This window comes from Rhodococcus sp. NS-SX18, from assembly GCF_057367935.1.
This window is the reverse complement of the sequence record NZ_CM170633.1, coordinates 3,099,802-3,122,127: the sequence shown is the minus strand read 5'-3', so window position 1 is coordinate 3,122,127 and position 22,326 is coordinate 3,099,802. Positions and strand designations below refer to the sequence as shown.

Below are 22,326 nucleotides of genomic sequence, written 5' to 3'. Positions count from 1 at the left end.
ATCGCCGGGGCCGTGACCCGGCCGGTGCCCGGCGGGGTGCAGGGAGGTGTTCGGAGTGATGACCGCAGCACGAACCACACAGTCGGCTGCTGCACCGTCGGGCGCGACCGGTCCGCGGGCCGTCGGCCGTCCGGACTGCGCCGCCCGCCCGGTGTCCTCGCGCGCCGCAACCTTGCTCGACCGCGCGGACGAGCTGCTCTCGGCCGCCGCCGGCACCCCGGAACCGTCCGAGCGGTTCCATCTGGCGTATCTCGCCGCGCTGCGCGGGGCCGGGGCCGTACTCGCCGGGGCCGAGCTGCGGGCGGTCCGACCGGTGCGTCGTCCCCGCACCCGCAACGCGTGGGTGCTCATGGCGCGCGCGGAGCCGGGGTTCGCGGTCTGGGCCGACTTCTTCGCCGATCGTTCCGACACCCGCGCGGCGATCGAGGCGGGGGTCACCCGCTCCGTGCCTGCCGACGAGGCGAGCCGCTTCTACGACGAGGTGGGCCGTTTCCTCCACGAGGTCGAGGACTACCTGACCGGCGCGGACGACCGGTCGGGGGGCGCAGACCCGGGGTCGGGAGCCGGCCGCCGCACCGCCTGATCGGTGCGGGACGCGGCCCGGGTCGTTCGACGGCCCGGGCCGGGTCCGTCGGCCCCTCGTACGCAGGTCCTTCGGAACCGTGATCGAACTCGAATCCGCAGTTTGTGGTCCCCGCCGGGATGTACTCGTATTATTGAGCCAGGCGGCCGTCAAAGTCGGCCCCCCGTCGATCTGGACCGCAGATCCGGCGGCCACCGTTTAGTGCCGGGGGAGGTACCGTGCCACTCTCCGAGCACGAGCAGCGCATGCTCGAACAGATCGAGAGCGCGCTCTATGCTGAGGATCCCAAGTTCGCCTCTACCGTCCGGGGAAGCCGGATGGGGATGGCGTCCAGTCGGCGTCGGCTCCAGGCCGGCGCGTTGTTCGCACTGGGTTTGGCGTTGCTGATCGCAGGCGTCGCCCTCCCGGTGAAGCCGGGCGGGTTCCCGATCATCAGTCTCGTCGGATTCATCGTCATGTTCGGCGCGGGGGTCCTGCTCCTCCTCGGAGGCAAGCGCGGTCCAGGCGCCGGCGACGGTCCCCGCGGAACAGGTCGCGGTTCCGCGGAAGGTAGACCCCGCGGCGGCCGCAAGTCCGGCGGAGGGTTCAGCAAGAGGATGGAGGACCGCTTCCGCCGGCGTTTCGAGCAGGAGTAGCGCGCAGTACTTCACGCGAGTTCTCAGGAACGGCGCGTCCCGGTTGCCGGGGCGCGCCGTTCGGCTTTTCCCGGCGCGCGGCACACCGGGCCCCACCGCCCCCCACCGTCATGCCCCACCGCCCCCCACCGTCATGCCCCACCGCCCCCCACCGTCATGCCCCACCACGACCCACCGTCGTGCCCTGATCCGGTGAGGCGCCCGTCGAGGCGAGGCGACCAGGGTGTTCTCCCGGGCCCGAGTTCGTCGTCGCGCGACGGGGACCCGTCTCCCGCGGCACGGCGGCACTGCCTCGTCGCCGTCGCCCACTCTGCCCCACCCGCCCTGAACTGCGGACAGTCGAAAAACGGCGCCGCGCGGCGGCGCGTAAGCGGTTGAACGTGGGGGAAAGTGGGGTAGTGTGGGTCGCGGCGGAGGGGTTCCTCCGTCGAGCAAAGGACAGGGTCCGGCCGGGGCGTGGCGGGGGGTGTCGAGTGTTCCTCGGTACCCACACGCCCAAGCTGGACGACAAGGGGCGGCTCACGCTGCCTGCCAAGTACCGAGACGAACTGGCGGGAGGGCTGATGATCACGAAGGGTCAGGACCACAGCCTTTCCGTCTTCCCTCGCGACGAGTTCGCCGCCCTCGCCGAGCGTGCCGCCGCGGCTTCGCGGAGCAATCCGCAGGCCCGGGCGTTCCTCCGGAGCCTGGCGGCGGGAACCGACGAGCAACGTCCCGATGCGCAGGGCCGGATCACCCTGTCCGCGGCCCACCGCAGGTACGCGGGACTCACGAAGGACTGCGTCGTGATCGGTGCCGTCAAGCACCTGGAGATCTGGGACGCTGCGGCGTGGGAGCAGTACCTCGCCGAGCACGAGGAAGAATTTTCGGAAGCGAGAGACGAGGCCCTGCACGACATTCTGTGACCGGAACCGCAGCAACGACCGTAGCGCCACCGCGGCGAGTGCCGCGAGGCCTCTGCCCGACAGCGAACCTGACACACTTCCCCAGTGCCAGGTTCGTGAAACGGAACCCTGACGTACTTCCCCAACGCCAGGTTTCCAGTTCGGACAGAGACCTCGATGCATTCGCCGCGGTCGTCTCCGGACCCAGCCGCGACGCCCCGACCGAAGCCACGATCCGATCGCCCACGAACCGAGCAGGACAACCGGAGGAAGAATGGCGGAGGGGCAGGACGCGGCGGCAGTCCCGGAGGCCGCGAGTCCGGAGAGCTTCGGTCATATTCCGGTTCTGCTCGACCGCGCTGACGAGTTGCTCGGCCCCGCCCTCGAAGCCGCCGGTGCAGGGGCGATCTACGTGGACGCCACCCTCGGTCTCGGCGGACACTCCGAGCACTTCCTGCGTACCTATCCGGGCGCGCACCTGATCGGACTCGATCGCGATCCCGACGCGCTCGCCGTCGCCCGCCGGCGGCTCGCGCCGTACGCCGGCCGCACGCGGTTCGTGCACACCCGCTACGACGGCATCGCCGACGCCCTCGCGTCCTGCGGACTGGATCGGGTCGGATCCGTCCATGCGATCCTGTTCGACCTCGGCGTGTCCTCGATGCAACTCGACGAGGCCGAGCGGGGCTTCGCCTACTCCCGCGACGCCCCGCTGGACATGCGCATGGACCCCACCACGGGAATCACCGCGGCCGACGTCCTCAACACCTACAGCCACGGCGACCTCGCCCGCATCCTCAGCACCTACGGGGAGGAGCGGTTCGCCGGGAAGATCGCCTCGGAGATCGTTCGGCAGCGGGCGAAGGCGCCGTTGCGCACGAGCGGGGAGCTGGTGGAGTTGCTCTACCGGACCATCCCGGCCGCGTCCCGCCGTACCGGCGGGCATCCCGCCAAGCGCACTTTCCAGGCGCTGCGCGTCGAGGTCAACGGCGAACTCGACTCGCTGCGCGCCGCGATCCCGGACGCCCTGGAGGCGCTCGCCATCGGGGGACGGGTGGTGTTCATGTCGTACCAGTCCCTCGAGGATCGCGTGGTCAAACAGATTCTCACGCCGCTGACGAAGTCGAAGAGTCCCGAGGGGCTCCCGGTGGAACTCCCGGGTACCGGGCCGGAGTTGCGGATGCTCACCCGCGGGGCGGAACGGGCGACGGAGCAGGAGATCGAGGCAAATCCGCGTTCGGCGCCGGTGCGCCTGCGTGCTGCGGAACGAATCGCCAGGAGGTACCGATGACCGTACAGGTGGCAGCACCTGCTCGCCGGCCGGCGCGATCGACGGCTGCGCAGCGCGCCTATCAGCGGCGCAGCCGACGTACGGCGCATCTGGGCGCGGAGCCGGCGACTCCCGCCCCGGCACGCCGCGGCGCTCGGGTGGCGGCGCGAATTCCGTTCGTGGCCACCATCATCGCTCTCCTCGGGATCGGCATGGCCGTGACCCTGCTGTTGACCACGCGCGCCGCGGAGGACTCCTACCAGCTCAGTGCCGCACGCGACTACAACCAGCGCCTCGTCCAGGAGCGCGCCGTCCTGCAACGCGACGTCCAGGCCGGTAATTCGGCGCCGGTGCTGGCGATGCAGGCCGCGAAGCTCGGCATGATCCCCACCGGCGAGGTCGCACGCCTCGTCGTCGGGGACGACGGCGGGGTACAGGTGGTGGGAACGCCCGCACCCGCGGAGGGGGCTCCGGCCGCGCCGCTGACCCCGCCGTCCCCCGGTGACCGGGCCCGGGCGCAGCTTCCGCCCCTCGCGGGTAGCGCGGGCAGCGAGAATCCGCGACCGGTGACCCCGTCGTCCGGCGCCGATCGGTCCGCCGCGCCCTCGGGTGCCGCCACCGGCGAGGCTCCTACCGCGACGACATCCCCACTCACTCCGCCGCCCGCCGAATCTGCCCCGGCACCCGAGAACGCCACGCCGTCGCCCGGCAATGCCGGGGCCGCGCCCGGTCAGCCGGAACAATTGGTGCCCGTGACCCCTGCGACGCAAGCCGAGGACGGGCGCCGGTGAGGCGAGGGACCCCACCGTCTTCCCGGCCGGTCCGCCCCGCTCCCTCCCGCCGGCCGGTGCCCGTCCGGCGGGCTCGCTCCCGCCCGGGCTCCGGCGGGGCCGACACCACCGGTTTCCGGTTCCGCTACCGGTACGGCCGCGCGGTGATGTTCCTGGCGCTCGGGGTGGCGGCCGCACAACTGCTGTGGGTTCAGGTCGTGCAGGCTCCGCAGCTGACCGCCGAATCGGCCAGTCAGCGCACGACGCGGCTCGTCGAGCCCGCTACCCGCGGCACCATCGCCGACCGCAACGGCAGTCCGTTGGCCTACACGATGGAGGCGAAGGCACTCACGTTCCAGCCCGTGCGTGTGCGACGGGAACTCGACGAGGCGCGTGCCGAGGACCCGACACGGCCCGAGACCGACGCATATCTGGAAGGCGTCGCCGCCGCGATCCACGAGGCGCTGGGGGCGGCCGCCCCCGAGGACGAGATCCTCGACAAGCTGCGCAGCGACGAGACATTCGTCTATCTGGCGCGCGGCGTCGACCCGGCGGTTGCCACCGCGATCGTCGACGAGTACGACCGGGTGGGTCTCGAGCGTCAGGACATCCGGCTGTATCCCGGCGGTTCGCTCGCCGCCAATCTCGTCGGTGCGACCGGCTGGGACGGGCACGGCCTCCTCGGCCTCGAGGACGCCATGGACTCCGTGCTCGCCGGCACCGACGGTTCGTCGACGTACGATCGGGGCTCCGACGGCGCGGTGATCCCCGGAAGCTGGCGCGATCAGCAGCCCGCCGTCGACGGTTCCGCGGTGGAGCTGACCATCGATTCCGACGTCCAGTACTACGTGCAGCAGCAGGTTCAGCGGGCCAAGGACCTCTCCGGGGCGAAGAACGCCTCCGCCGTCGTACTCGACGCCCGGACCGGCGAGGTCGTCGCCATGGCCAACGACGGTACGTTCGACCCCTCGATCGGGGTCGGCAACAACCCGAAGGACGCCGAACTCGGTAATCCCGCCGTCAGCACCCCCTTCGAGCCGGGGTCGGTGAACAAGATCGTCACGGCGGCCGCCGCGATCGAGGACGGGCTCACCACCCCGGACGAGGTGCTGCAGGTACCCGGCACGATCCGGATGGCCGGCGTCACCGTCAAGGACGCATGGGACCACGGCGTCGTGCCCTACACCGCGACCGGCGTGTTCGGGAAATCCTCCAACGTGGGGACTCTGATGCTCGCGGAACGGGTCGGTGAGGACCGGTTCGCCCAGATGCTGGACCTGTTCGGTCTCGGACAGCGCACCGACGTGGGCCTGCCCGGCGAGTCCGCCGGCAGCGTGCCCAGTCGCGAGCAGTGGTCCGGTGGCACGTTCGCCAACCTGCCGATCGGGCAGGGTCTGTCCATGACGCTGCTCCAGATGGCCGGGATCTACCAGGCCATCGCCAACGACGGCGAGCGGATCCCGCCGCGCGTCGTCCGGGCCGTCGTGGCCCCGGACGGCACCCGCACCGACACACCCCGGCCGGATCCGGTGCGGGTGGTCAGCCCGCAGACGGCCGCCACGGTGCGCGACATGTTCCGGGCCGTGGTGCAGGACGACACCGGCAATCAGCGCGGCACCGGTACCCCGGCCGCGATCGAGGGCTACCAGGTCTCCGGCAAGACCGGCACCGCGCAGCAGGTCGACCCGGCGTGCAAGTGCTACTCGAACTCGAACTATTGGATCACCTTCGCCGGGATCGCACCCGCCGACCGTCCCCGCTATGTGATCGGCATCATGCTCGACGCGCCCACCCGCAGCGCCGACGGCAGCGGCGGCCAGTCCGCCGCACCGCTGTTCCACACGATCGCCTCGTGGTTGCTGCAGCGCGAGGGCGTGCCGCTGTCGGCCGACCCAGGCAGCAAGCTGATCCTGCAGGTGGACTGAGCCGCGCGGGTGCGGTCGATCGCCGAGCACCTGTCGGCGCTGCTGCCGCCCGTCGGTAACCTGACACGTCGGTACCGTGACACCGCGGTCGAGCCCGGGCACATCGCGGCCGCGGGAGTACGAAGAACGGCAGAGACACTGCCGCGGAGCGAGAGGAGCCTGGTGCCTGTGCCGTCGAGTCCGGACCCGTCCCCGCCGGGAGGCGGCCTGAGACCCGAGCATCCACCGGTGACGCCACTCCGCGACCTTGCTGCCGCCGTGGGCGCGACCGTCGGCACCGTCGAACCGGGCGCAGCGGCCGCCCCGACCGCCGCCGCCGGCGCTCCCGTGTCCGTGACCGGCGTCGACCTCCGCGCCCAGGGCGTGCGGCCCGGTGACCTGTTCGCCGCCCTGCCGGGCGCCCGCGCGCACGGCGCCGAGTACGCGGGGGAGGCGCTGGCGCGCGGTGCTGTCGCCGTCCTCACCGACGCCGCCGGATGCGAACACCTCGCCGCCGTCGTCACCCGTCCCGTGCCGGTGCTGGTCCATCCGGATCCGCGGTCGGTCCTCGGCCTCGTCTCCGCTGCCGTCTACGGCGAACCGTCGCAGCACATCCAGGTCGTCGGCATCACCGGCACCTCCGGCAAGACCACCAGCTCCTATCTGATCGAGGCGGGACTCGCCGCCGCGGGTCGGGTGACCGGCCTGGTCGGCACCATCGAGACCCGGCTCGCCGGCCGGCGGGTGCCCAGCGCGCTGACCACCCCCGAGGCTCCGCAGCTGCACGCCCTGTTCGCGGCCATGCGCGAGCAGGGCATCGACACCGTGGTGATGGAGGTCTCGAGCCACGCCCTGTCCCTCGGCCGGGTCGCCGGGGTCCGTTTCGCGGTCGGGGCCTTCACGAACCTGTCCCAGGACCACCTCGACTTCCATCGTGACCTCGACGACTACTTCGGGGCGAAGGCCCGGTTGTTCGCGGCGGATTCGCCCGTCCGGGCGCACCGGGCCGTCGTGTGCGTCGACGACGAGTGGGGCGTGCGGATGGCGCAGATCGCCCGGGCCGCCCACCCCGCCGAGCCCGACGCGGTGCGCACCGTCGCCACCACCGGCACGGCCGACTGGACCGCCACGGCGGTGTGCACCGAGCCGTCCGGCTCCCAGACGTTCACTCTCACCGGCCCCGACGCCGTCGAGCGGCGCGTGGCGGTGCGTCTGCCCGGGCACTTCAACGTCGCCAACGCCGCCCTCGCCGTCGCGGTGTGCGCGGCCGCCGGGGTCGACGTCGACGCCGCGGCCGCGGGCATCGCCGACGTCGACGTACCGGGACGGGTGGAGCGGGTCGACCGCGGACAGGAATTCCTCGCCGTCGTCGACTACGCACACAAGCCGGCTGCGCTCGAGGCCGTCGTCGCGACGCTGCGCGGGCGGGCGGCCGGTGGCCGACTCGCCGTCGTCGTCGGGGCAGGCGGCGACCGGGACCACGGCAAGCGGCCCCTGATGGGGGAGGTCGGAGCTCGGGGAGCGGACCTGCTCGTCGTCACCGACGACAACCCCCGCACCGAGGACCCGGAGGTCATCCGGGCCGCGGTGCTCGCCGGTGCCCGCGCCGTCCCCGAACACCAGCGGGGACAGGTCCGCGAGATCGGCGACCGGGCGGCGGCCATCGAAGCGGCCGTGCGCTGGGCACGTCCTGGCGACATCGTCCTCGTGGCCGGCAAGGGCCACGAGACCGGTCAGGAGATCCACGGGGTCAAGCACCCCTTCGACGACCGCGAGGTGCTCGCCGCGGCCATCGACCGGTTCGCCGGCGCAGGTAGCGAGCAGTACGGAGGCACCCCATGATCCCGATGACACTCGCCCGCATCGCGGAGGTGGTCGGCGGGACACTGCACGACGTCGACGACCCGGCCGTCGAGGTGACGGGCACCGTCGAATTCGACTCCCGCAAGGTCACCCCGCACGGGCTGTTCCTCGCCCTGCCGGGAGCCCGCTCCGACGGGCACGATCACGCCGCCGAGGCGATCGCCGCCGGGGCCGCCGCGGTGCTCGCCGCCCGGCCGGTGGGTGTGCCCGCCGTCGTGGTGCCGCCGGTGCCGCCGGTCGAGACCAACTCGCTGGCCTTCGAGCACGACGCCGACGGCTCCGGCGCCGCGGTGCTCGCCGCGCTGGGTGCCCTCGCCCGCGCCGCGGTCGACGAGCTCACCGCGGCCGGACTGACCGTCGTCGGCGTCACCGGATCCGCGGGCAAGACCTCCACGAAGGACCTGCTCGCGGCGGTGCTCGCGCCGCTCGGTCCCGTCGTCGCACCGCCCGGCTCGTTCAACAACGAACTCGGACACCCCTGGACGGCGCTGCGCGCGACCACCGACACCCGATTCCTCGTCCTGGAGATGTCGGCGCGCGGACCCGGGCACATCGCGGCCCTCGCCACCGTCGCTCCGCCCCGAATCGGAGCGGTGCTCAACGTCGGCACCGCCCACCTGGGGGAGTTCGGATCCCAGGAGGTCATCGCGCAGACGAAGGGAGAACTGGTCGAAGCCCTGCCGCCCGCCGCGGAGGGCGGCGTGGCGATCCTCAACGCCGACGATCCGCTGGTCGCCGCGATGGCGTCCCGCACCCGTGCCCGTGTCGTGTTCGTCGGCAGCGACCCGGCCGCGCACATCCGGGCGACCGACATCCACCTCGACGAGCACGCCCGCCCCACCTTCACCCTGGTCGTGCGCGACGGCGGCACCGAGCGTCGCGCCGCGGTCACCCTCGCGGTGCATGGTGAGCACCACATCGGCAACGCCCTCGCGGCCGCGGCCGTCGCCCTCGAGTGCGGCGCCACGCTCGAGCAGGTCGCGACCGCGCTCGGCGGCGCCGGCGCGGTATCGGCACATCGCATGGACGTGCGCACCCGCGCCGACGGCGTCACCGTCGTCGACGACGCCTACAACGCCAACCCCGATTCGATGCGCGCGGCGCTCAAGGCGCTGGTGACGATGGCCCGCGCGGGTGAGAGCCCGCGCCGGACCTGGGCGGTCCTGGGGGAGATGGGCGAACTCGGGGACGAGTCGGTCGTCGAACACGACGCGATCGGCCGGCTCGCGGTGCGCCTGGACGTCACCCGCATCGTCGCGGTCGGCGCGACGCGCCCGGTCCGCGGCCTCTACCAGGGTGCGGTGATGGAAGGATCCTGGGGCGACGAGGCGACCCACGTCCCCGACGCCGACGCGGCGATCGCGCTCCTCGAGCGCGAACTGCAGCCCGGCGACCTGGTGCTGGTCAAGGCCTCGCAGTCCGTCCGGCTGTGGACGGTGGCGGAGGCGATCCTCGCAGGGTCGGTGGGCACGGCAGGAACGGAAACGGAGGCCGCACGGTGAGACAGATCCTCTTCGCCGCGGGAATCGCGCTGGCGGTGTCGATCCTGCTGACGCCGGTGCTGATCAAGGCGTTCTCGCGGCAGGGATTCGGCCAGGAGATCCGCGTCGAAGGGCCACAGAGTCATCAGTCCAAGCGCGGCACCCCGACGATGGGCGGCGTGGCGATCCTCGCCGGCCTGTGGGCCGGCTACTTCGGTGCGCACGCCATCGGTCTGGCCTACGAGGGGGCCGAGGGACCGTCGGCCTCGGGTCTGCTCGTGCTGGGTCTGACCACCGCCCTCGGCGGCGTCGGCTTCCTCGACGATTTCATCAAGATCCGCAAGCAGCGCAACCTGGGTCTGAACAAGACCGCCAAGCTGGTCGGCCAGCTCGTCGCCGCCGTCGCGTTCGGCATCCTCGCCCTGCAGTTCCGCAACGGTGACGGGCTCACCCCCGGCAGCACGCACCTGTCCTACGTGCGCGACATCGCCACGGTCTCGATGGGTGCGGTGGTGTTCATCCTCTTCGTGTACCTGCTCGTCAGCGCCTGGTCCAACGCCGTCAACCTCACCGACGGCCTCGACGGCCTCGCCGCCGGGTCGATGAGCCTGGTGCTCGGCGCCTACGTGATCATCACGTTCTGGCAGTACCGCAACTCGTGCGTCGCCGACCCCGGCAAGGGCTGCTACGACGTGCGGGACCCGCTCGACCTGGCGCTGCTGTGCGCCGCCGGCGCCGCCGCGTGCATCGGCTTCCTGTGGTGGAATGCCGCCCCCGCGAAGATCTTCATGGGGGACACCGGCTCGCTCGCCCTCGGCGGCATGCTCGCGGGTCTGTCCGTCACCACGCGCACCGAGCTGCTCATGGTCGTCATCGGTGCCTTGTTCGTCGCCGAGGCCGCATCCGTGGTCATCCAGGTGGCGGTGTTCCGGTCCAGCCGGCGTCGCGTGTTCCGCATGGCGCCGTTCCATCACCATTTCGAACTCGGCGGCTGGGCCGAGACGACGGTGATCATCCGGTTCTGGTTGCTCGCCGCCATCGCCTCGGCCATCGGCATGGCCCTGTTCTACAGCGAATACCTAGCGGCGATCGGGGATTGACACCGTGACTGACGAACTGCGCCGCCAAGGCCTCGACCGGCTCCGCGGCGCCCGCGTGCTCGTCGCCGGGGGCGGGATGTCCGGCCGCGCCACCCTCGGGCCCCTCGCCGACCTCGGGGCGGTGGTGACCGTGGCCGACCGCGACCCGCAGGCCCTCGCGCGCTGCCGAGAACTCGGTGCCGACACCGTCGATCTCGACGACCTCGTCGCGGACGCGTCGTCGCTGCATGCTTACGCCCTGGTCGTGACGAGCCCCGGGTTCTCGCCGGACGCACCGCTGCTCTCGCATGCCGCGGGGGCGGCTGTGCCGATCTGGGGGGACATCGAACTGTCCTGGCGTATCGACCGGGCCGAGATCTACGGCCCGCCGCGGCGCTGGCTCGTCGTCACCGGCACCAACGGCAAGACCACGACGACGACGATGCTGCAGTCGATTCTCGAAGCCGCCGGACTCGCGTCCGTGGCGTGCGGCAACATCGGCCTGCCCGTCCTCGACGCACTGCGCCGGACCGAGCCCCGCGCCGACGTCCTCGCCGTGGAACTGTCGTCGTTCCAACTGCACTGGGCGCCGTCCGTGCGACCCGAGGCCGGCGTGATCCTCAACATCGCCGAGGACCACCTGGACTGGCACGGCGGGATGGCGGGGTACATCGACGCCAAGGCGCGGGCGCTGACCGGCACCGTCGGCGTGCTCGGCCTCGACGATCCGATCGCCGGGAGCCTGCGCGACCGGTCGCGGGCAGTCGTGACGGTCGGCTTCACCCTCGGCTACCCGCAGGCCGGTGAGCTCGGCATCAGCGGCGACGTCCTGGTCGACCGCGCGTTCGCCGACTCCGCCGTGCTCGCCGCGGTCGCCGACGTGACCCCGGCCGGGCCGGCCGGCCTGTCCGACGCGCTCGCCGCCGCGGCACTGGCCCGCGCGATCGACGTCCCCGCCTCCGCCGTGCACGACGGTCTGCGCCGGCACCGCGTCGGTCCGCACCGCGCCGCCCCCGTCGGCACCGTCGACGGCGTGACGTACATCGACGATTCGAAGGCCACCAATCCGCACGCGGCGCGCACGTCGCTGCTCGCCCACGACCGGGTGGTGTGGGTGGCAGGCGGCCTGCTCAAAGGCGCGCACGTCGACGACCTGGTGGCGGAGGTCGCCCCCCGTCTCGCCGGGGTGGTGCTGCTCGGCCGTGACGCCGGCCGCATCGCCGACGCGCTCGCGCGACACGCCCCCGACGTCCCCGTCGTCGTCCTCGACACGCGCGACGATGGACAGATGAGCACGAGCGAACCGGGGACGGTCCCGGGTACCGCACGCCGGGTGGCGCTCGCGGGGGTGGACGGGCCCGAGGCCATGCGGACCGCGGTGCGCGAGGCGGCGTCGCTGGCGACGGCAGGGGACACCGTGCTGCTGGCGCCGGCCGCGGCGTCGCTGGACATGTTCGCCGACTACGCGCAGCGTGGTCGCGCGTTCGCCGCCGCGGTCGAGCAACTGCGCGGGGGCGGGACGCGGCGGTGAACACCCCGCAGCCCGCCGACGGGGCGGCGCGGAACCGGGTCGGGCTGTGGCTGGCCCGGCCGCTGGCCTCGTTCCACCTGGTCGTCACGATCGCGGTGCTGCTCACCGTGTTGGGCCTGGTGATGGTCCTGTCGTCGTCGAGTGTCGAAGCCGTCGCCACGAACGGTTCGGCCTACGGCCTGTTCACCTCGCAGGCGATCTTCGCGGCCCTCGGCATGGTCATCTTCTACCTCGCCCTGATCGTGCCGGTGCGGGTGCTGCGCCGGTTCTCGTTCCCGGCGTTCGCGGTCACCGTCGTGCTGCTGGTCCTGGTGCTCATCCCCGGCATCGGCACGCTGTCCCAGGGCACCCGCGGGTGGTTCGTCGTCGCCGGCGTGTCGTTGCAGCCCTCCGAGCTGGCCAAGATCGCCATCGCCGTCTGGGGTGCGCACCTGCTCGCGTCGCGTCGCGCAGAGCGCTCCAGTACCCGCGAGATGATGATTCCGCTGGTCCCGGCCACCCTGGTGGTCACCCTGCTGATCATCCTCCAGCCCGACCTGGGTACCACCGTCTCGCTCGCGATCATCGTCCTGGCGCTGCTCTGGTTCGCAGGTCTGCGGCTGCGGGTGTTCCTGACGATCGTCGGTACCGCCGCCGGGCTCGCGGTGCTTCTCGCCTTGACCGCCGGGTACCGGTCCGCACGCGTGCGTGCCTTCTTCAATCCCGGCGCGGACCCCCAGGGCATCGGGTACCAGGCACGCCAGGCGAAGTTCTCCCTGGCCGACGGCGGAGTCTGGGGCCGCGGTCTCGGGCAGAGCCGCGCCAAGTGGAGCTACCTGCCCAACGCCCACAACGACTTCATCTTCGCCATCATCGGTGAAGAGCTCGGATTCCTCGGCGGCCTGGCAGTCATCGGCCTGTTCGGTCTGTTCGCGTACGCCGGTCTGCGGATCTCGCTGCGCTCGGTCGATCCGTTCCTGCGGTTGCTCACTGCCACCGCCACCACGTGGATCATCGGACAGGCATTCATCAACATCGGCTACGTCGTCGGGCTGCTGCCCGTGACCGGACTGCAGCTTCCGCTGGTCTCGGCCGGCGGCACGTCCACTGCGACGACGCTGCTGATGTTCGGTCTGATCGCCAACGCGGCGCGGCACGAACCGGAGGCCGTCGCCGCCCTGCACGCCGGGCAGGACGGCCGCTTCGGACGGCTGCTGCGGCTGCCGAAACCGGAGCAGTACACCCCGTCACGCGGCGAGGCCGTGCGGCTCGACCGGCGTGCCGATCCCGGCCGCGCCGCGCCGCGCCGGGCCGGTGCCGAGCGGGGCAGCGGCACGGCGGTCCGTGAGCGGCCGGCACCGCGGGGACGCGCGCCACAGGAGCGTGCGCGCGGGCGCACGACACAGCCCGTCGCGCCGCAGGACCAGGCCCCGCGCCGGGCGAGACGCCCGGCGCGCACGACCGACAGCAGAGACGGACGAACCGGAGAGCGAGGAAATCGTAGGTGAGCGGCGAGCAGTCTGCCCTGTCCGTGGTGGTGGCCGGGGGCGGCACCGCCGGGCACATCGAGCCGGCCCTCGCGGTCGCCGACGCGATCCGCGAGTTGGTGCCGACGGCGACGATCACCGCGCTGGGCACCGAACGGGGTCTCGAGACCACCCTCGTGCCGCAGCGCGGCTATCCCCTCGAACTGATCCCCCCGGTGCCACTGCCCCGCAAGCTCACCGCCGACCTGGCCCGGCTGCCGGCGCGGGTCCTCGCCTCGGTTCGCCGGACGCGCGAGGTGCTCGACCACGCGCACGCCGACGTCGTCGTCGGATTCGGCGGCTACGTGGCGCTGCCCGCCTACCTGGCCGCCGGTGCCGGGCCGCTGCGCCGCCGGCGCCGCATCCCCGTCGTCGTCCACGAAGCCAACGCCCGCGCCGGTATCGCCAACAAGATCGGGGCCCTGCGCGCGGCACGCGTCCTGGCCGCGGTCCCGGGATCGGGCATCGTGCGCCGCGGCGAGGCCGAGATCGTCGGCATCCCCGTCCGGTCGTCCATCACCGGGCTGGACCGCGCGGCACTGCGCACCCAGGCCCGGGCCCACTTCGGGCTCCCGCCGGACGGGCCGGTGCTCCTGGTGTTCGGCGGTTCGCAGGGCGCCCGCTCCCTCAACGAGGCCGTCTCCGGCGCTGCCGGACAGCTCGCCGCCGCGGGCATCGCCGTGCTGCACGCCCACGGCCCCAAGAACACCGTCGACGTGCCCACACGTCCCGAGCACGACCGTTGTCCCTACGTCGCCGTGCCCTACCTGACGCGAATGGACCTGGCGTACTCCGCCGCCGACGCGGTGATCTGCCGCTCCGGTGCGATGACCGTCGCCGAGGTGTCCGCGGTGGGGCTGCCGGCGGTGTACGTGCCGTTGCCGCACGGCAACGGAGAGCAGGAACTCAACGCCCGGCCGGTGGTGGCGGCCGGAGGTGGAATGATCGTGGCGGACGAGGAACTGACACCGGCGTTCGTGGCCGACACGGTGATCCCGCTGTTGCGTGACGCCACCCGTCTGGCCGAGATGGGACGGCGGGCGGCAGGAGCGGGCCACCGCAGCGCCGCCGCCGAGGTAGCGCGGATCGTGCTGGACGTCGCAGGTGTAAAAGCGAACAGGAGTGATCGATGAGCGAGCAGCTGCCCCCGGAGCTCGAGCGGGTGCACATGGTAGGCATCGGCGGGGCCGGGATGTCCGGCATCGCCCGGATCCTGCTCGCTCGCGGGGGGAAGGTCTCCGGATCGGACGCGAAGGAGAGCCGCGGCGTGCTGGCGTTGCGTGCGCGCGGCGCCTCGGTGCGCATCGGACACGACGCGAACGCGCTCGACCTGCTCGAGGGCGGCCCCACCGCGGTGGTGACGACGCACGCCGCGATCCCCCAGGACAACCCCGAGCTCGTCGCCGCCCGCGACCGCGGTGTCCCCGTCCTGTTCCGCCCGGCGGTGCTGGCCGCCCTGATGCGCGGGCACCGCACCTTCCTGGTCGCCGGCACGCACGGCAAGACGTCGACGACCTCGATGCTGGTGGTGACACTGCAGCACTGTGGCTTCGACCCGTCCTTCGCCGTGGGCGGCGAACTCAACGAGTCGGGCACCAACGCGCACCACGGTAGCGGTGACGTGTTCGTCGCCGAGGCCGACGAGAGCGACGGTTCCCTGCTCCAGTACGACCCCGACGTGGTGATCGTGACCAACATCGAGGCCGACCACCTCGACTTCTTCGGCACGGAAGAGGCGTACGTGCAGGTGTTCGACGACTTCGTCGACCGCATCGCCCCCGGCGGACTGCTCGTGGCCTGCCTCGACGACCCCGGCTCGGCCGCCCTGGCGCGACGCGCGACGGCCCGTCGCCCGGACGATCTGCGGGTCACCGGATACGGCACGGCGGCGGCGATCGGTGACGGTGCCGAGGTGGACGGGGTGCCGGTGGGGGTGCGTCTGCTCAACTGGGAGGCCAAGGACGTCGGGGGAGTGGCCGAGTTCCACCTGGCCGACGAGGCGGCACCGCGCACGGTGCGGCTGTCCGTTCCCGGCCGGCACATGGCGCTCAACGCGCTCGCCGCGCTGCTCGCCTCCCTCGAGGCGGGCGCCCCGGTCGAGGAAGCGGTCGAGGGTCTGGCCGGTTTCGGCGGGGTGCACCGCCGCTTCCAGTACAGCGGCCGCGAACACGGCGTGCGGGTGTTCGACGACTACGCCCACCATCCCACCGAGGTCCGTGCGGTGCTGGCCGCGGCCGCGGAGCTGGTCGCGGGCGAGCCGGTCCGCTACACCGAGACGGGCACCGAACGCCCCCGCGTGATCGTCGTCTTCCAGCCGCACCTGTACTCGCGCACCGAGACCTTCGCGACCGAGTTCGGCGCGGCCCTCGACCTCGCCGACGAGGTCGTGGTCCTGGACGTCTACGGTGCGCGCGAGAAGCCGCGACCGGGCGTGAGCGGCGCCCTCGTCGCGCAGTCGGTGTCCAAGCCCGTGCACTACCAGCCGGATCTGTCTCTCGTGCCACGCCAGGTCGCGCGGCTGAGCCGTCCGGGCGACGTCGTGATCACCATGGGTGCGGGGGACGTGACCATGCTCGGGCGCCAGATTCTCGATGCCCTGCGCAGCAAGCCGGGCCGGCTGCGGCCGGGAGCTGCTGCCGGTCCGGGGCCGGTCGGTCCGTGACGCCCGCCGCCACCACCCGTATCCGCCCCCGCGGGGCGGCACGGCCTGCGCGCCGGCCCTCGGGCCGGTCCGTGCGGGTGCGGACGGTGCTGATCGGTGCGGCGGTGGTGGCGGCGGTGCTCGGGCTGATCGCCGTCGCGTGGCTGTCGCCGTTGCTGTCGGTCCGGACCGTCGAGGTCGTGGGGGCGACGGCGATCCCGCAGGAGGACGTGCTGGCCCGTCTCGACCTCGCGGAGGGCACGCCGCTGCTGCAGGTCGACACGGCGGCGGCGGCGCAGCGGGTCGCGACGCTGCCGCGGGCGGCGTCCGTACGGGTCCAGCGCGTCTACCCCTCCACCGTGCGGGTCACGGTGACCGAGCGGGAGGCAGTGGTGTTCGTCGACGCGCCCGACGGTACACACTCGCTCGACGCCGACGGGGTGGACTTCGCGGTCGAGCCGCCGCCCATGCTGACCCCGCGTCTGGTCACCCCAGCCGCCGGTCCCGGCGACCCGGCGACGGCAGCGGCGATCGAGGTGCTCGAGGCGCTGCCGCCCGAGCTGCGTGTGCAGGTGGGGGAGGTGAACGCGCCGTCGGCATCCGAGGTCTCGCTCACCCTGCACGACGGCCGGATCGTGGTGTGGGGCACGGTGGAACGTTCGGATCGCAAGGCACAGGTGGTGGTGCCGTTGCTCACCCGGCCAGGGCAGACATACGACGTGGCGGCGCCCGACCTGCCGACGGTGCGATGACGACACGGCCGGCGATCGAGGCCCCGGGACGAAAATCGTGCCCGCCGTCGGCGCGCCTGCTGGCGGATCGCCGCCACCGTGCCATAGCGTTTCGCACCAGTCGAGATACTTGACATAACCATCGACCTGTGGTTGAGGGTTTGTCCGTACCTCACCGATGATGATCGAAGCGTGACCGATTTCTCAGGAAGGCGAGAGCCCATGACGCCCCCGCACAACTACCTCGCCGTAATCAAGGTCGTCGGTATCGGCGGTGGCGGCGTGAACGCGGTCAACCGCATGATCGAACAGGGACTCAAGGGAGTCGAGTTCATCGCGGTGAACACCGACGCGCAGGCCCTGCTCATGTCCGACGCCGACGTCAAGCTCGACGTCGGCCGCGAGCTCACCCGGGGGCTCGGTGCCGGCGCGGACCCCGAGGTCGGCCGCAAGGCCGCCGAGGACCACAAGGACGAGATCGAAGAGGTGCTCAAGGGCGCCGACATGGTCTTCGTCACCGCCGGTGAAGGCGGCGGGACCGGCACCGGCGGCGCGCCCGTGGTCGCGAGCATCGCCCGCAAGCTCGGAGCGCTGACCGTCGGCGTCGTCACGCGGCCGTTCTCGTTCGAGGGCAAGCGCCGCGGCAGCCAGGCCGACACGGGCATCCAGACCCTGCGCGAGTCGTGCGACACCCTCATCGTCATCCCCAACGACCGGCTCCTGCAGCTCGGCGACGCCGCCGTCAGTCTCATGGACGCGTTCCGCTCCGCCGACGAGGTGCTGCTCAACGGTGTCCAGGGCATCACCGACCTGATCACCACCCCGGGTCTGATCAACGTCGACTTCGCGGACGTCAAGGGCGTGATGTCCGGCGCCGGCAGCGCCCTGATGGGCATCGGCTCCTCCCGTGGCGAGGGCCGGGCCATCAAGGCCGCCGAGGCAGCGATCAACTCGCCCCTGCTCGAGGCGTCGATGGAGGGTGCGCGCGGCGTGCTGCTGTCCATCGCCGGCGGCTCCGACCTCGGCCTGTTCGAGATCAACGAGGCGGCTTCGCTGGTGCAGGAGGCCGCGCACATCGACGCGAACATCATCTTCGGCACGGTCATCGACGACTCCCTGGGCGACGAGGTGCGCGTCACCGTCATCGCGGCCGGGTTCGACGGCGGCACCCCGGCGCGACGTCCCGTCGAATCGGCCCCGCCGACCCCCGCCACGCGCGGCGGCACCATCGGCGCGGGGCGTGCCGGCGACGTCGGCCGCCCGGAGCGGGAGCGGGCCGAGGAGATGCCGGCGCGCGAGCCGCACCCCGTCGCGGGCAGCTCGCTCCCGCCGATCGGGTCGGCCCAGCCGGCGCGGCCGGTCGAGGCGGACGACGACGGCGACGACGACGTCGACGTGCCGATCTTCATGCGCCGTTGACGGTGGCACAGCCGGTTCTGCGGGCGCGGCGGGTCGTCACCACCCGTGCCGGCGGCGTCTCCGCCCCGCCCTACGACTCGTTCAACCTCGGTGACCACGTGGGGGACGACCCGGCCGCGGTCGAGGCGAACCGGCGCCGGCTCGCCTCGGTGATCGGGCTGCCGTACGAGCGCCTCGTGTGGATGGAGCAGATCCACAGTCGCAACGTCACCGTCGTGGACGGCCCGGTCCGCGGCCCGGTACCCGCGACCGATGCGCTGGTCACGCGCGAGACCGGTCTCGCGCTCGTCACGTTGAGCGCGGACTGCGTGCCCGTGCTGCTCTCGGACGAGGAGGCGGGCGTGATCGCCGCCGTGCACGCGGGCCGGATCGGTGCCCGCGTGGGGATCGTGCCCCGCGTCCTGGACGCGATGACCGAACTCGGTGCGCGACCGGAGCGCATCGGCGCGTTCCTCGGACCCGCCGCGAGCGGGCGCCGGTACGAGGTGCCCGCCTCGATGCAGGCCGACGTGGAGGCGCACCTGCCCGGTAGCGCCACCCGCACCGTCGCGGGCACGCCCGCGCTGGACCTGCGGGCCGGGCTGCGCCGGCAACTGCTCGAGCACGGCGTCACGGCCGTCGCGGAGGATCCCCGGTGCACCATCGAGGATCCGACGTTGTTCAGCCATCGCCGGCAGGCGCCGACCGGACGGCTGGCGGCAGTGATCTGGCTCGAAGCCGGATCGGACCCCGCCGCCGGAGGTGGCCGGTGACCGCAGCAGATGCCGGCGCGCGGCGTGCCGAGATAGCCGACGGACTGCGCCGGGCACACGAGCGGCTCGACGCCGCGGCCCGGGCGGCGGGCCGCCACCCGGCGGAGATCACACTGCTACCGGTGACGAAGTTCTTCCCGGTCTCCGACGTGGAGATCCTCTACGGCCTCGGGTGCCGCGCCTTCGGCGAATCCCGCGAACAGGAAGCGACCGCGAAGGTTGCCGAATTCCGCTCGCGGACAACCGATCCCGCCGTCGCCTGGCACATGATCGGCCGGGTGCAACGCAACAAGGCGCGGGCCGTGGCGCGCTGGGCCCACACCGTGCACTCGGTCGACAGCGCCCGGCTGGCCCGCGCACTGGACGCCGGTGCGCGGGCCGCGCAGGACGCCGGTGATCGTGACACGCCCCTGGCCGTCCTGCTGCAGGTCAGTCTCGACGACGACCCGCAGCGAGGCGGGGTGAGTTCCGCCGACCTGCACGCGCTCGCGGACGAGATCGCCGGGACCGCCGGGCTCGCGTTGCGCGGTCTCATGGCGGTACCGCCGCTGGGCTGGGACCCGGATGCCGCCTTCGAACGGCTCGCCGGGCTCCACGCCGCGCTGCGCTCCGATCACCCCGAGGCCACCGAACTGTCCGCCGGGATGTCCGGTGATCTCGAGGCGGCGGTGCGATGGGGTTCGACGTGCGTGCGTGTCGGAACCGCGGTGTTGGGCTCGCGGCCGTTAGCCTGAGTGGCGACCGCCGCGCGAGGAAGGTTGATCCATGAGCTCACTCCACAAGTTCAAGGCGTACTTCGGGATGGTGCCGCTCGAGGAGTACGAGGACGACTACCTCGACGACCCCGCGAGTGCCCGCCGGGAGCGCGACCGGGACTACGACGAGCCGCCGTACGCGGGCGGCGGTTACGGACCGTCGCACCGGGACGAGTACAAGGCATCGCGGCGCGAGGATGCCGGCCGCGACTTCGAACCGGACGGCTTCGATCGCTACGAGCCGCCCGTGCGCGCGGCCCGCGTGGAGCCGATCACGGCCCGCGCACCGCGCCCGACCCCGCCGCCGGCGCGTGCCGCCGCACGGTCGTCGCTCGGTTCCGAGGGCCGCCTGGAACGGTCCGAGGCCCGTCGCGGCGCACTGTTCGACGAGGGAGGCCCGTTGTCGAAGATCACCACGCTGCGTCCCCGGGACTACGGCGAGGCCCGCACGATCGGGGAGCGGTTCCGCGACGGCACCCCGGTGATCATGGACCTGGTCGAGATGAGCAATGCCGACGCCAAGCGGCTCGTCGACTTCGCGGCCGGATTGGCGTTCGCGCTGCGCGGTTCGTTCGACAAGGTCGCCACGAAGGTGTTCCTGCTGTCCCCGGCGGACATCGACGTCTCCGCCGAGGAGCGCCGCCGGATCGCGGAGACGGGCTTCTACAACCAGCAGTGACCCGATCCGCGGCGGCGGTTCCCGGCACGGTCGACGCCCGGTGCCCGGTGTGCAACACCGGACGCCGGGCGTTTCGGTTTGGCTCGATGCGCCGTTGTCGGGCAGAGTGGGCGAGTGGCCGTATTCGAGGTGCTCTGGTTCCTGCTGTTCATTTTCTGGCTGCTGCTGATCGGCCGGATCATCGTCGAGTTCATCCGGACGTTCGCGCGGGACTGGAAGCCGACGGGATTTGTCGTCGTCGTTCTCGAGGCGATCTTCACGGTCACCGATCCGCCGGTCAAACTGTTGCGCCGGCTCATTCCTCCGCTGAATCTCGGCGGAGTGCGACTGGATCTGTCCATCATGGTGCTGCTGTTCATCGTCTACTTCCTGATGGCGTTCATTCCCCGAGGTGGGACGCTCTGAGGCCGACACCTGCTCGGACGATCCGCGTGAAAGCCGCCCTGTGCCAGAATGGGGTGCCAGTTACAGTGAGTTTGATACGCGTGACGCACTGTGGATATAACTGAATGCTTGCTTGACCGCTCACACGACGCGTGAAGGGATCCTTCCATGCCGCTGACCCCAGCTGATGTGCACAATGTCGCGTTCAGCAAGCCGCCGATCGGAAAGCGTGGTTACAACGAGGACGAGGTCGACGCATTCCTGGATCTCGTCGAGCAGGAACTGTCCCACCTGATCGAGGAGAACGCCGACCTGCGGCAGCGGGTGGCCGAACTCGACCAGGAGCTGGCCGAGGCCAAGAAGGGTGCCCGTTCCGGGGGGGCTCCGGCCCCGGCCGCCAAACCGGAACCCGCGCGCGTCGTCGAGGCGCCGAAGCCGCCGGAACCCGCGCCGACCCCGGCGCCGGCGCCGGCCCCCGCGCCGGTCGCGGCCGCGCCGGCCTCCGCGGACGCGAGCATGCAGGCCGCCAAGGTGCTGGGTCTGGCCCAGGAGATGGCGGACCGGCTCACCGGCGACGCCAAGACCGAGGCCGAGGAGTTGCTGCGTAATGCCCGCACCAACTCCGAGCAGCTCATCTCCGACGCGCGCACCCGCAGCGAGGCCATGATCGCGGACGCGCGGCAGAAGTCGGAAGCGATGCTCGCCGACGCCCGGACCCGTTCGGAGACGCAGCTGCGCCAGGCCAAGGAGAAGGCCGACGCGCTGCAGGCGGACGCGGAGAAGAAGCACACCGAGATCATGGCGACGATCAACCAGCAGCGTTCGGTGCTCGAGGGTCGCATCGAGCAGCTCAAGACGTTCGAACGTGAGTACCGGGTGCGCCTGAAGTCCTACCTCGAGTCCCAGCTCGAGGAACTCGAGCAGCGCGGGTCCGCCGTGCCGGTCGACGGCGGCCAGGATGCGTTCAACCAGTCGAACTCGTCGTTCGGGTCCACGTCCTTCGCCAAGGGCAACAGCTGACCGAGGCGGGGGTCCGATGGCCGGGTGGGGATGAGGGTGCGCCGTGCTGGTGGTGACGCTCTCCCTCGCAGCTGTCGGCTTCGGGATGCTCGTCGTGGCGCTCATGACGGGCTCCGTGCTGTGGGCCTGGGGTTGCATCGTCGTGTGTGTGGTGGGCGCGGTCCTGCTGCTGATCAGTGCGCTGAGCGGCAAGCGGACCGCGCCCCCGACGGCGGCGGGAGGCGAACCGGAACGGCGCCGCGGGGGACGCGATGCCGGCGAGTGAGCGCGGCGGCATAGAATAGTTCGAGGACAGACTGCAGTCCTTTCCCGGCGGCCGCCGGGGACGGCGACGATCCGGCCATCACCGGGGAGCCTTCGGAAGAACGGCCGTGCCGACCGGCACTGCTCAGTAGAACCGAACGGGTGGGCCCGTCACAGCCCGAACGAGAGGCCCGTCT

General features: G+C 72.1%; 21 protein-coding genes. All 21 read left to right on the top strand.

Annotated elements, in window-relative coordinates:
• Window positions 1–58 precede the first annotated feature (58 nt).
• Window positions 59–583 carry an SAV_6107 family HEPN domain-containing protein gene (locus tag AC2IPW_RS14355; protein ID WP_486375086.1) on the top strand — a complete coding sequence of 175 codons (525 nt, stop codon included), beginning with the start codon at window positions 59–61 and terminating at the stop codon, window positions 581–583.
• Window positions 584–801: 218 nt separating this feature from the next.
• On the top strand, window positions 802–1,218 hold the full coding sequence (locus AC2IPW_RS14350) for a DUF3040 domain-containing protein (RefSeq protein ID WP_040780784.1): 417 nt from the start codon (window positions 802–804) through the stop codon (window positions 1,216–1,218).
• Between the two features lie 473 nt (window positions 1,219–1,691).
• Window positions 1,692–2,123, top strand: a complete 432-nt coding sequence (mraZ, locus tag AC2IPW_RS14345; RefSeq protein ID WP_054373681.1) for a division/cell wall cluster transcriptional repressor MraZ — start codon at window positions 1,692–1,694, stop codon at window positions 2,121–2,123.
• 253 nt (window positions 2,124–2,376) lie between these two features.
• Complete coding sequence (gene rsmH, locus AC2IPW_RS14340; RefSeq protein ID WP_486375085.1) at window positions 2,377–3,393, top strand: 16S rRNA (cytosine(1402)-N(4))-methyltransferase RsmH; 1,017 nt, start codon at window positions 2,377–2,379, stop codon at window positions 3,391–3,393.
• A gap of 137 nt (window positions 3,394–3,530) precedes the next feature.
• Window positions 3,531–4,163, top strand: a complete 633-nt coding sequence (ftsL, locus tag AC2IPW_RS14335) for a cell division protein FtsL (RefSeq protein ID WP_439127291.1) — start codon at window positions 3,531–3,533, stop codon at window positions 4,161–4,163.
• A 56-nt stretch (window positions 4,164–4,219) separates the two neighbouring features.
• Window positions 4,220–6,067, top strand: a complete 1,848-nt coding sequence (locus AC2IPW_RS14330; protein ID WP_486375084.1) for a peptidoglycan D,D-transpeptidase FtsI family protein — start codon at window positions 4,220–4,222, stop codon at window positions 6,065–6,067.
• A gap of 168 nt (window positions 6,068–6,235) precedes the next feature.
• Complete coding sequence (locus AC2IPW_RS14325) at window positions 6,236–7,888, top strand: UDP-N-acetylmuramoyl-L-alanyl-D-glutamate--2,6-diaminopimelate ligase (protein WP_486377009.1); 1,653 nt, start codon at window positions 6,236–6,238, stop codon at window positions 7,886–7,888.
• Window positions 7,885–9,411: a UDP-N-acetylmuramoyl-tripeptide--D-alanyl-D-alanine ligase gene (locus tag AC2IPW_RS14320; RefSeq protein WP_450121401.1), complete on the top strand. Its 1,527-nt coding sequence runs from the start codon at window positions 7,885–7,887 to the stop codon at window positions 9,409–9,411. The genes AC2IPW_RS14325 and AC2IPW_RS14320 overlap by 4 nt, the downstream gene beginning before the upstream one ends.
• Complete coding sequence (gene mraY / locus AC2IPW_RS14315; protein WP_003934158.1) at window positions 9,408–10,490, top strand: phospho-N-acetylmuramoyl-pentapeptide-transferase; 1,083 nt, start codon at window positions 9,408–9,410, stop codon at window positions 10,488–10,490. The genes AC2IPW_RS14320 and mraY overlap by 4 nt, the downstream gene beginning before the upstream one ends.
• 76 nt (window positions 10,491–10,566) lie before the next feature.
• Complete coding sequence (gene murD / locus AC2IPW_RS14310; RefSeq protein ID WP_328517619.1) at window positions 10,567–12,000, top strand: UDP-N-acetylmuramoyl-L-alanine--D-glutamate ligase; 1,434 nt, start codon at window positions 10,567–10,569, stop codon at window positions 11,998–12,000.
• Window positions 11,997–13,487, top strand: a complete 1,491-nt coding sequence (gene ftsW / locus AC2IPW_RS14305; protein ID WP_486375083.1) for a putative lipid II flippase FtsW — start codon at window positions 11,997–11,999, stop codon at window positions 13,485–13,487. Before murD ends, ftsW begins: the two co-directional genes overlap by 4 nt.
• The gene (murG, locus tag AC2IPW_RS14300; protein ID WP_003938214.1) at window positions 13,484–14,638 is read left to right on the top strand and encodes an undecaprenyldiphospho-muramoylpentapeptide beta-N-acetylglucosaminyltransferase; all 1,155 of its coding nucleotides are present in this window, start codon (window positions 13,484–13,486) and stop codon (window positions 14,636–14,638) included. Before ftsW ends, murG begins: the two co-directional genes overlap by 4 nt.
• Complete coding sequence (murC, locus tag AC2IPW_RS14295; protein ID WP_289380340.1) at window positions 14,635–16,167, top strand: UDP-N-acetylmuramate--L-alanine ligase; 1,533 nt, start codon at window positions 14,635–14,637, stop codon at window positions 16,165–16,167. Before murG ends, murC begins: the two co-directional genes overlap by 4 nt.
• Window positions 16,164–16,898 carry a cell division protein FtsQ/DivIB gene (locus AC2IPW_RS14290; RefSeq protein ID WP_289380338.1) on the top strand — a complete coding sequence of 245 codons (735 nt, stop codon included), beginning with the start codon at window positions 16,164–16,166 and terminating at the stop codon, window positions 16,896–16,898. Before murC ends, AC2IPW_RS14290 begins: the two co-directional genes overlap by 4 nt.
• 201 nt (window positions 16,899–17,099) lie before the next feature.
• Window positions 17,100–18,296, top strand: a complete 1,197-nt coding sequence (gene ftsZ / locus AC2IPW_RS14285) for a cell division protein FtsZ (protein ID WP_003938217.1) — start codon at window positions 17,100–17,102, stop codon at window positions 18,294–18,296.
• Window positions 18,293–19,048, top strand: coding sequence for a peptidoglycan editing factor PgeF (gene pgeF, locus AC2IPW_RS14280; RefSeq protein WP_040783527.1), 756 nt, complete (start codon window positions 18,293–18,295; stop codon window positions 19,046–19,048). Before ftsZ ends, pgeF begins: the two co-directional genes overlap by 4 nt.
• A complete protein-coding gene (locus AC2IPW_RS14275; protein WP_486375082.1) occupies window positions 19,045–19,782 on the top strand; it encodes a YggS family pyridoxal phosphate-dependent enzyme in 738 nt (245 codons plus the stop codon). The genes pgeF and AC2IPW_RS14275 overlap by 4 nt, the downstream gene beginning before the upstream one ends.
• Window positions 19,783–19,813: 31 nt before the next feature.
• Window positions 19,814–20,482, top strand: coding sequence for a cell division protein SepF (locus tag AC2IPW_RS14270; RefSeq protein WP_003938220.1), 669 nt, complete (start codon window positions 19,814–19,816; stop codon window positions 20,480–20,482).
• 114 nt (window positions 20,483–20,596) lie between these two features.
• Window positions 20,597–20,887: a YggT family protein gene (locus AC2IPW_RS14265; protein ID WP_003938221.1), complete on the top strand. Its 291-nt coding sequence runs from the start codon at window positions 20,597–20,599 to the stop codon at window positions 20,885–20,887.
• Window positions 20,888–21,034: 147 nt separating this feature from the next.
• On the top strand, window positions 21,035–21,886 hold the full coding sequence (gene wag31, locus AC2IPW_RS14260; protein WP_003938222.1) for a DivIVA-like cell division protein Wag31: 852 nt from the start codon (window positions 21,035–21,037) through the stop codon (window positions 21,884–21,886).
• 43 nt (window positions 21,887–21,929) lie between these two features.
• Entirely contained in the window at window positions 21,930–22,151 is a 222-nt protein-coding gene (locus AC2IPW_RS14255) for a hypothetical protein (protein WP_003938223.1), read from the top strand.
• Window positions 22,152–22,326 lie beyond the last annotated feature (175 nt).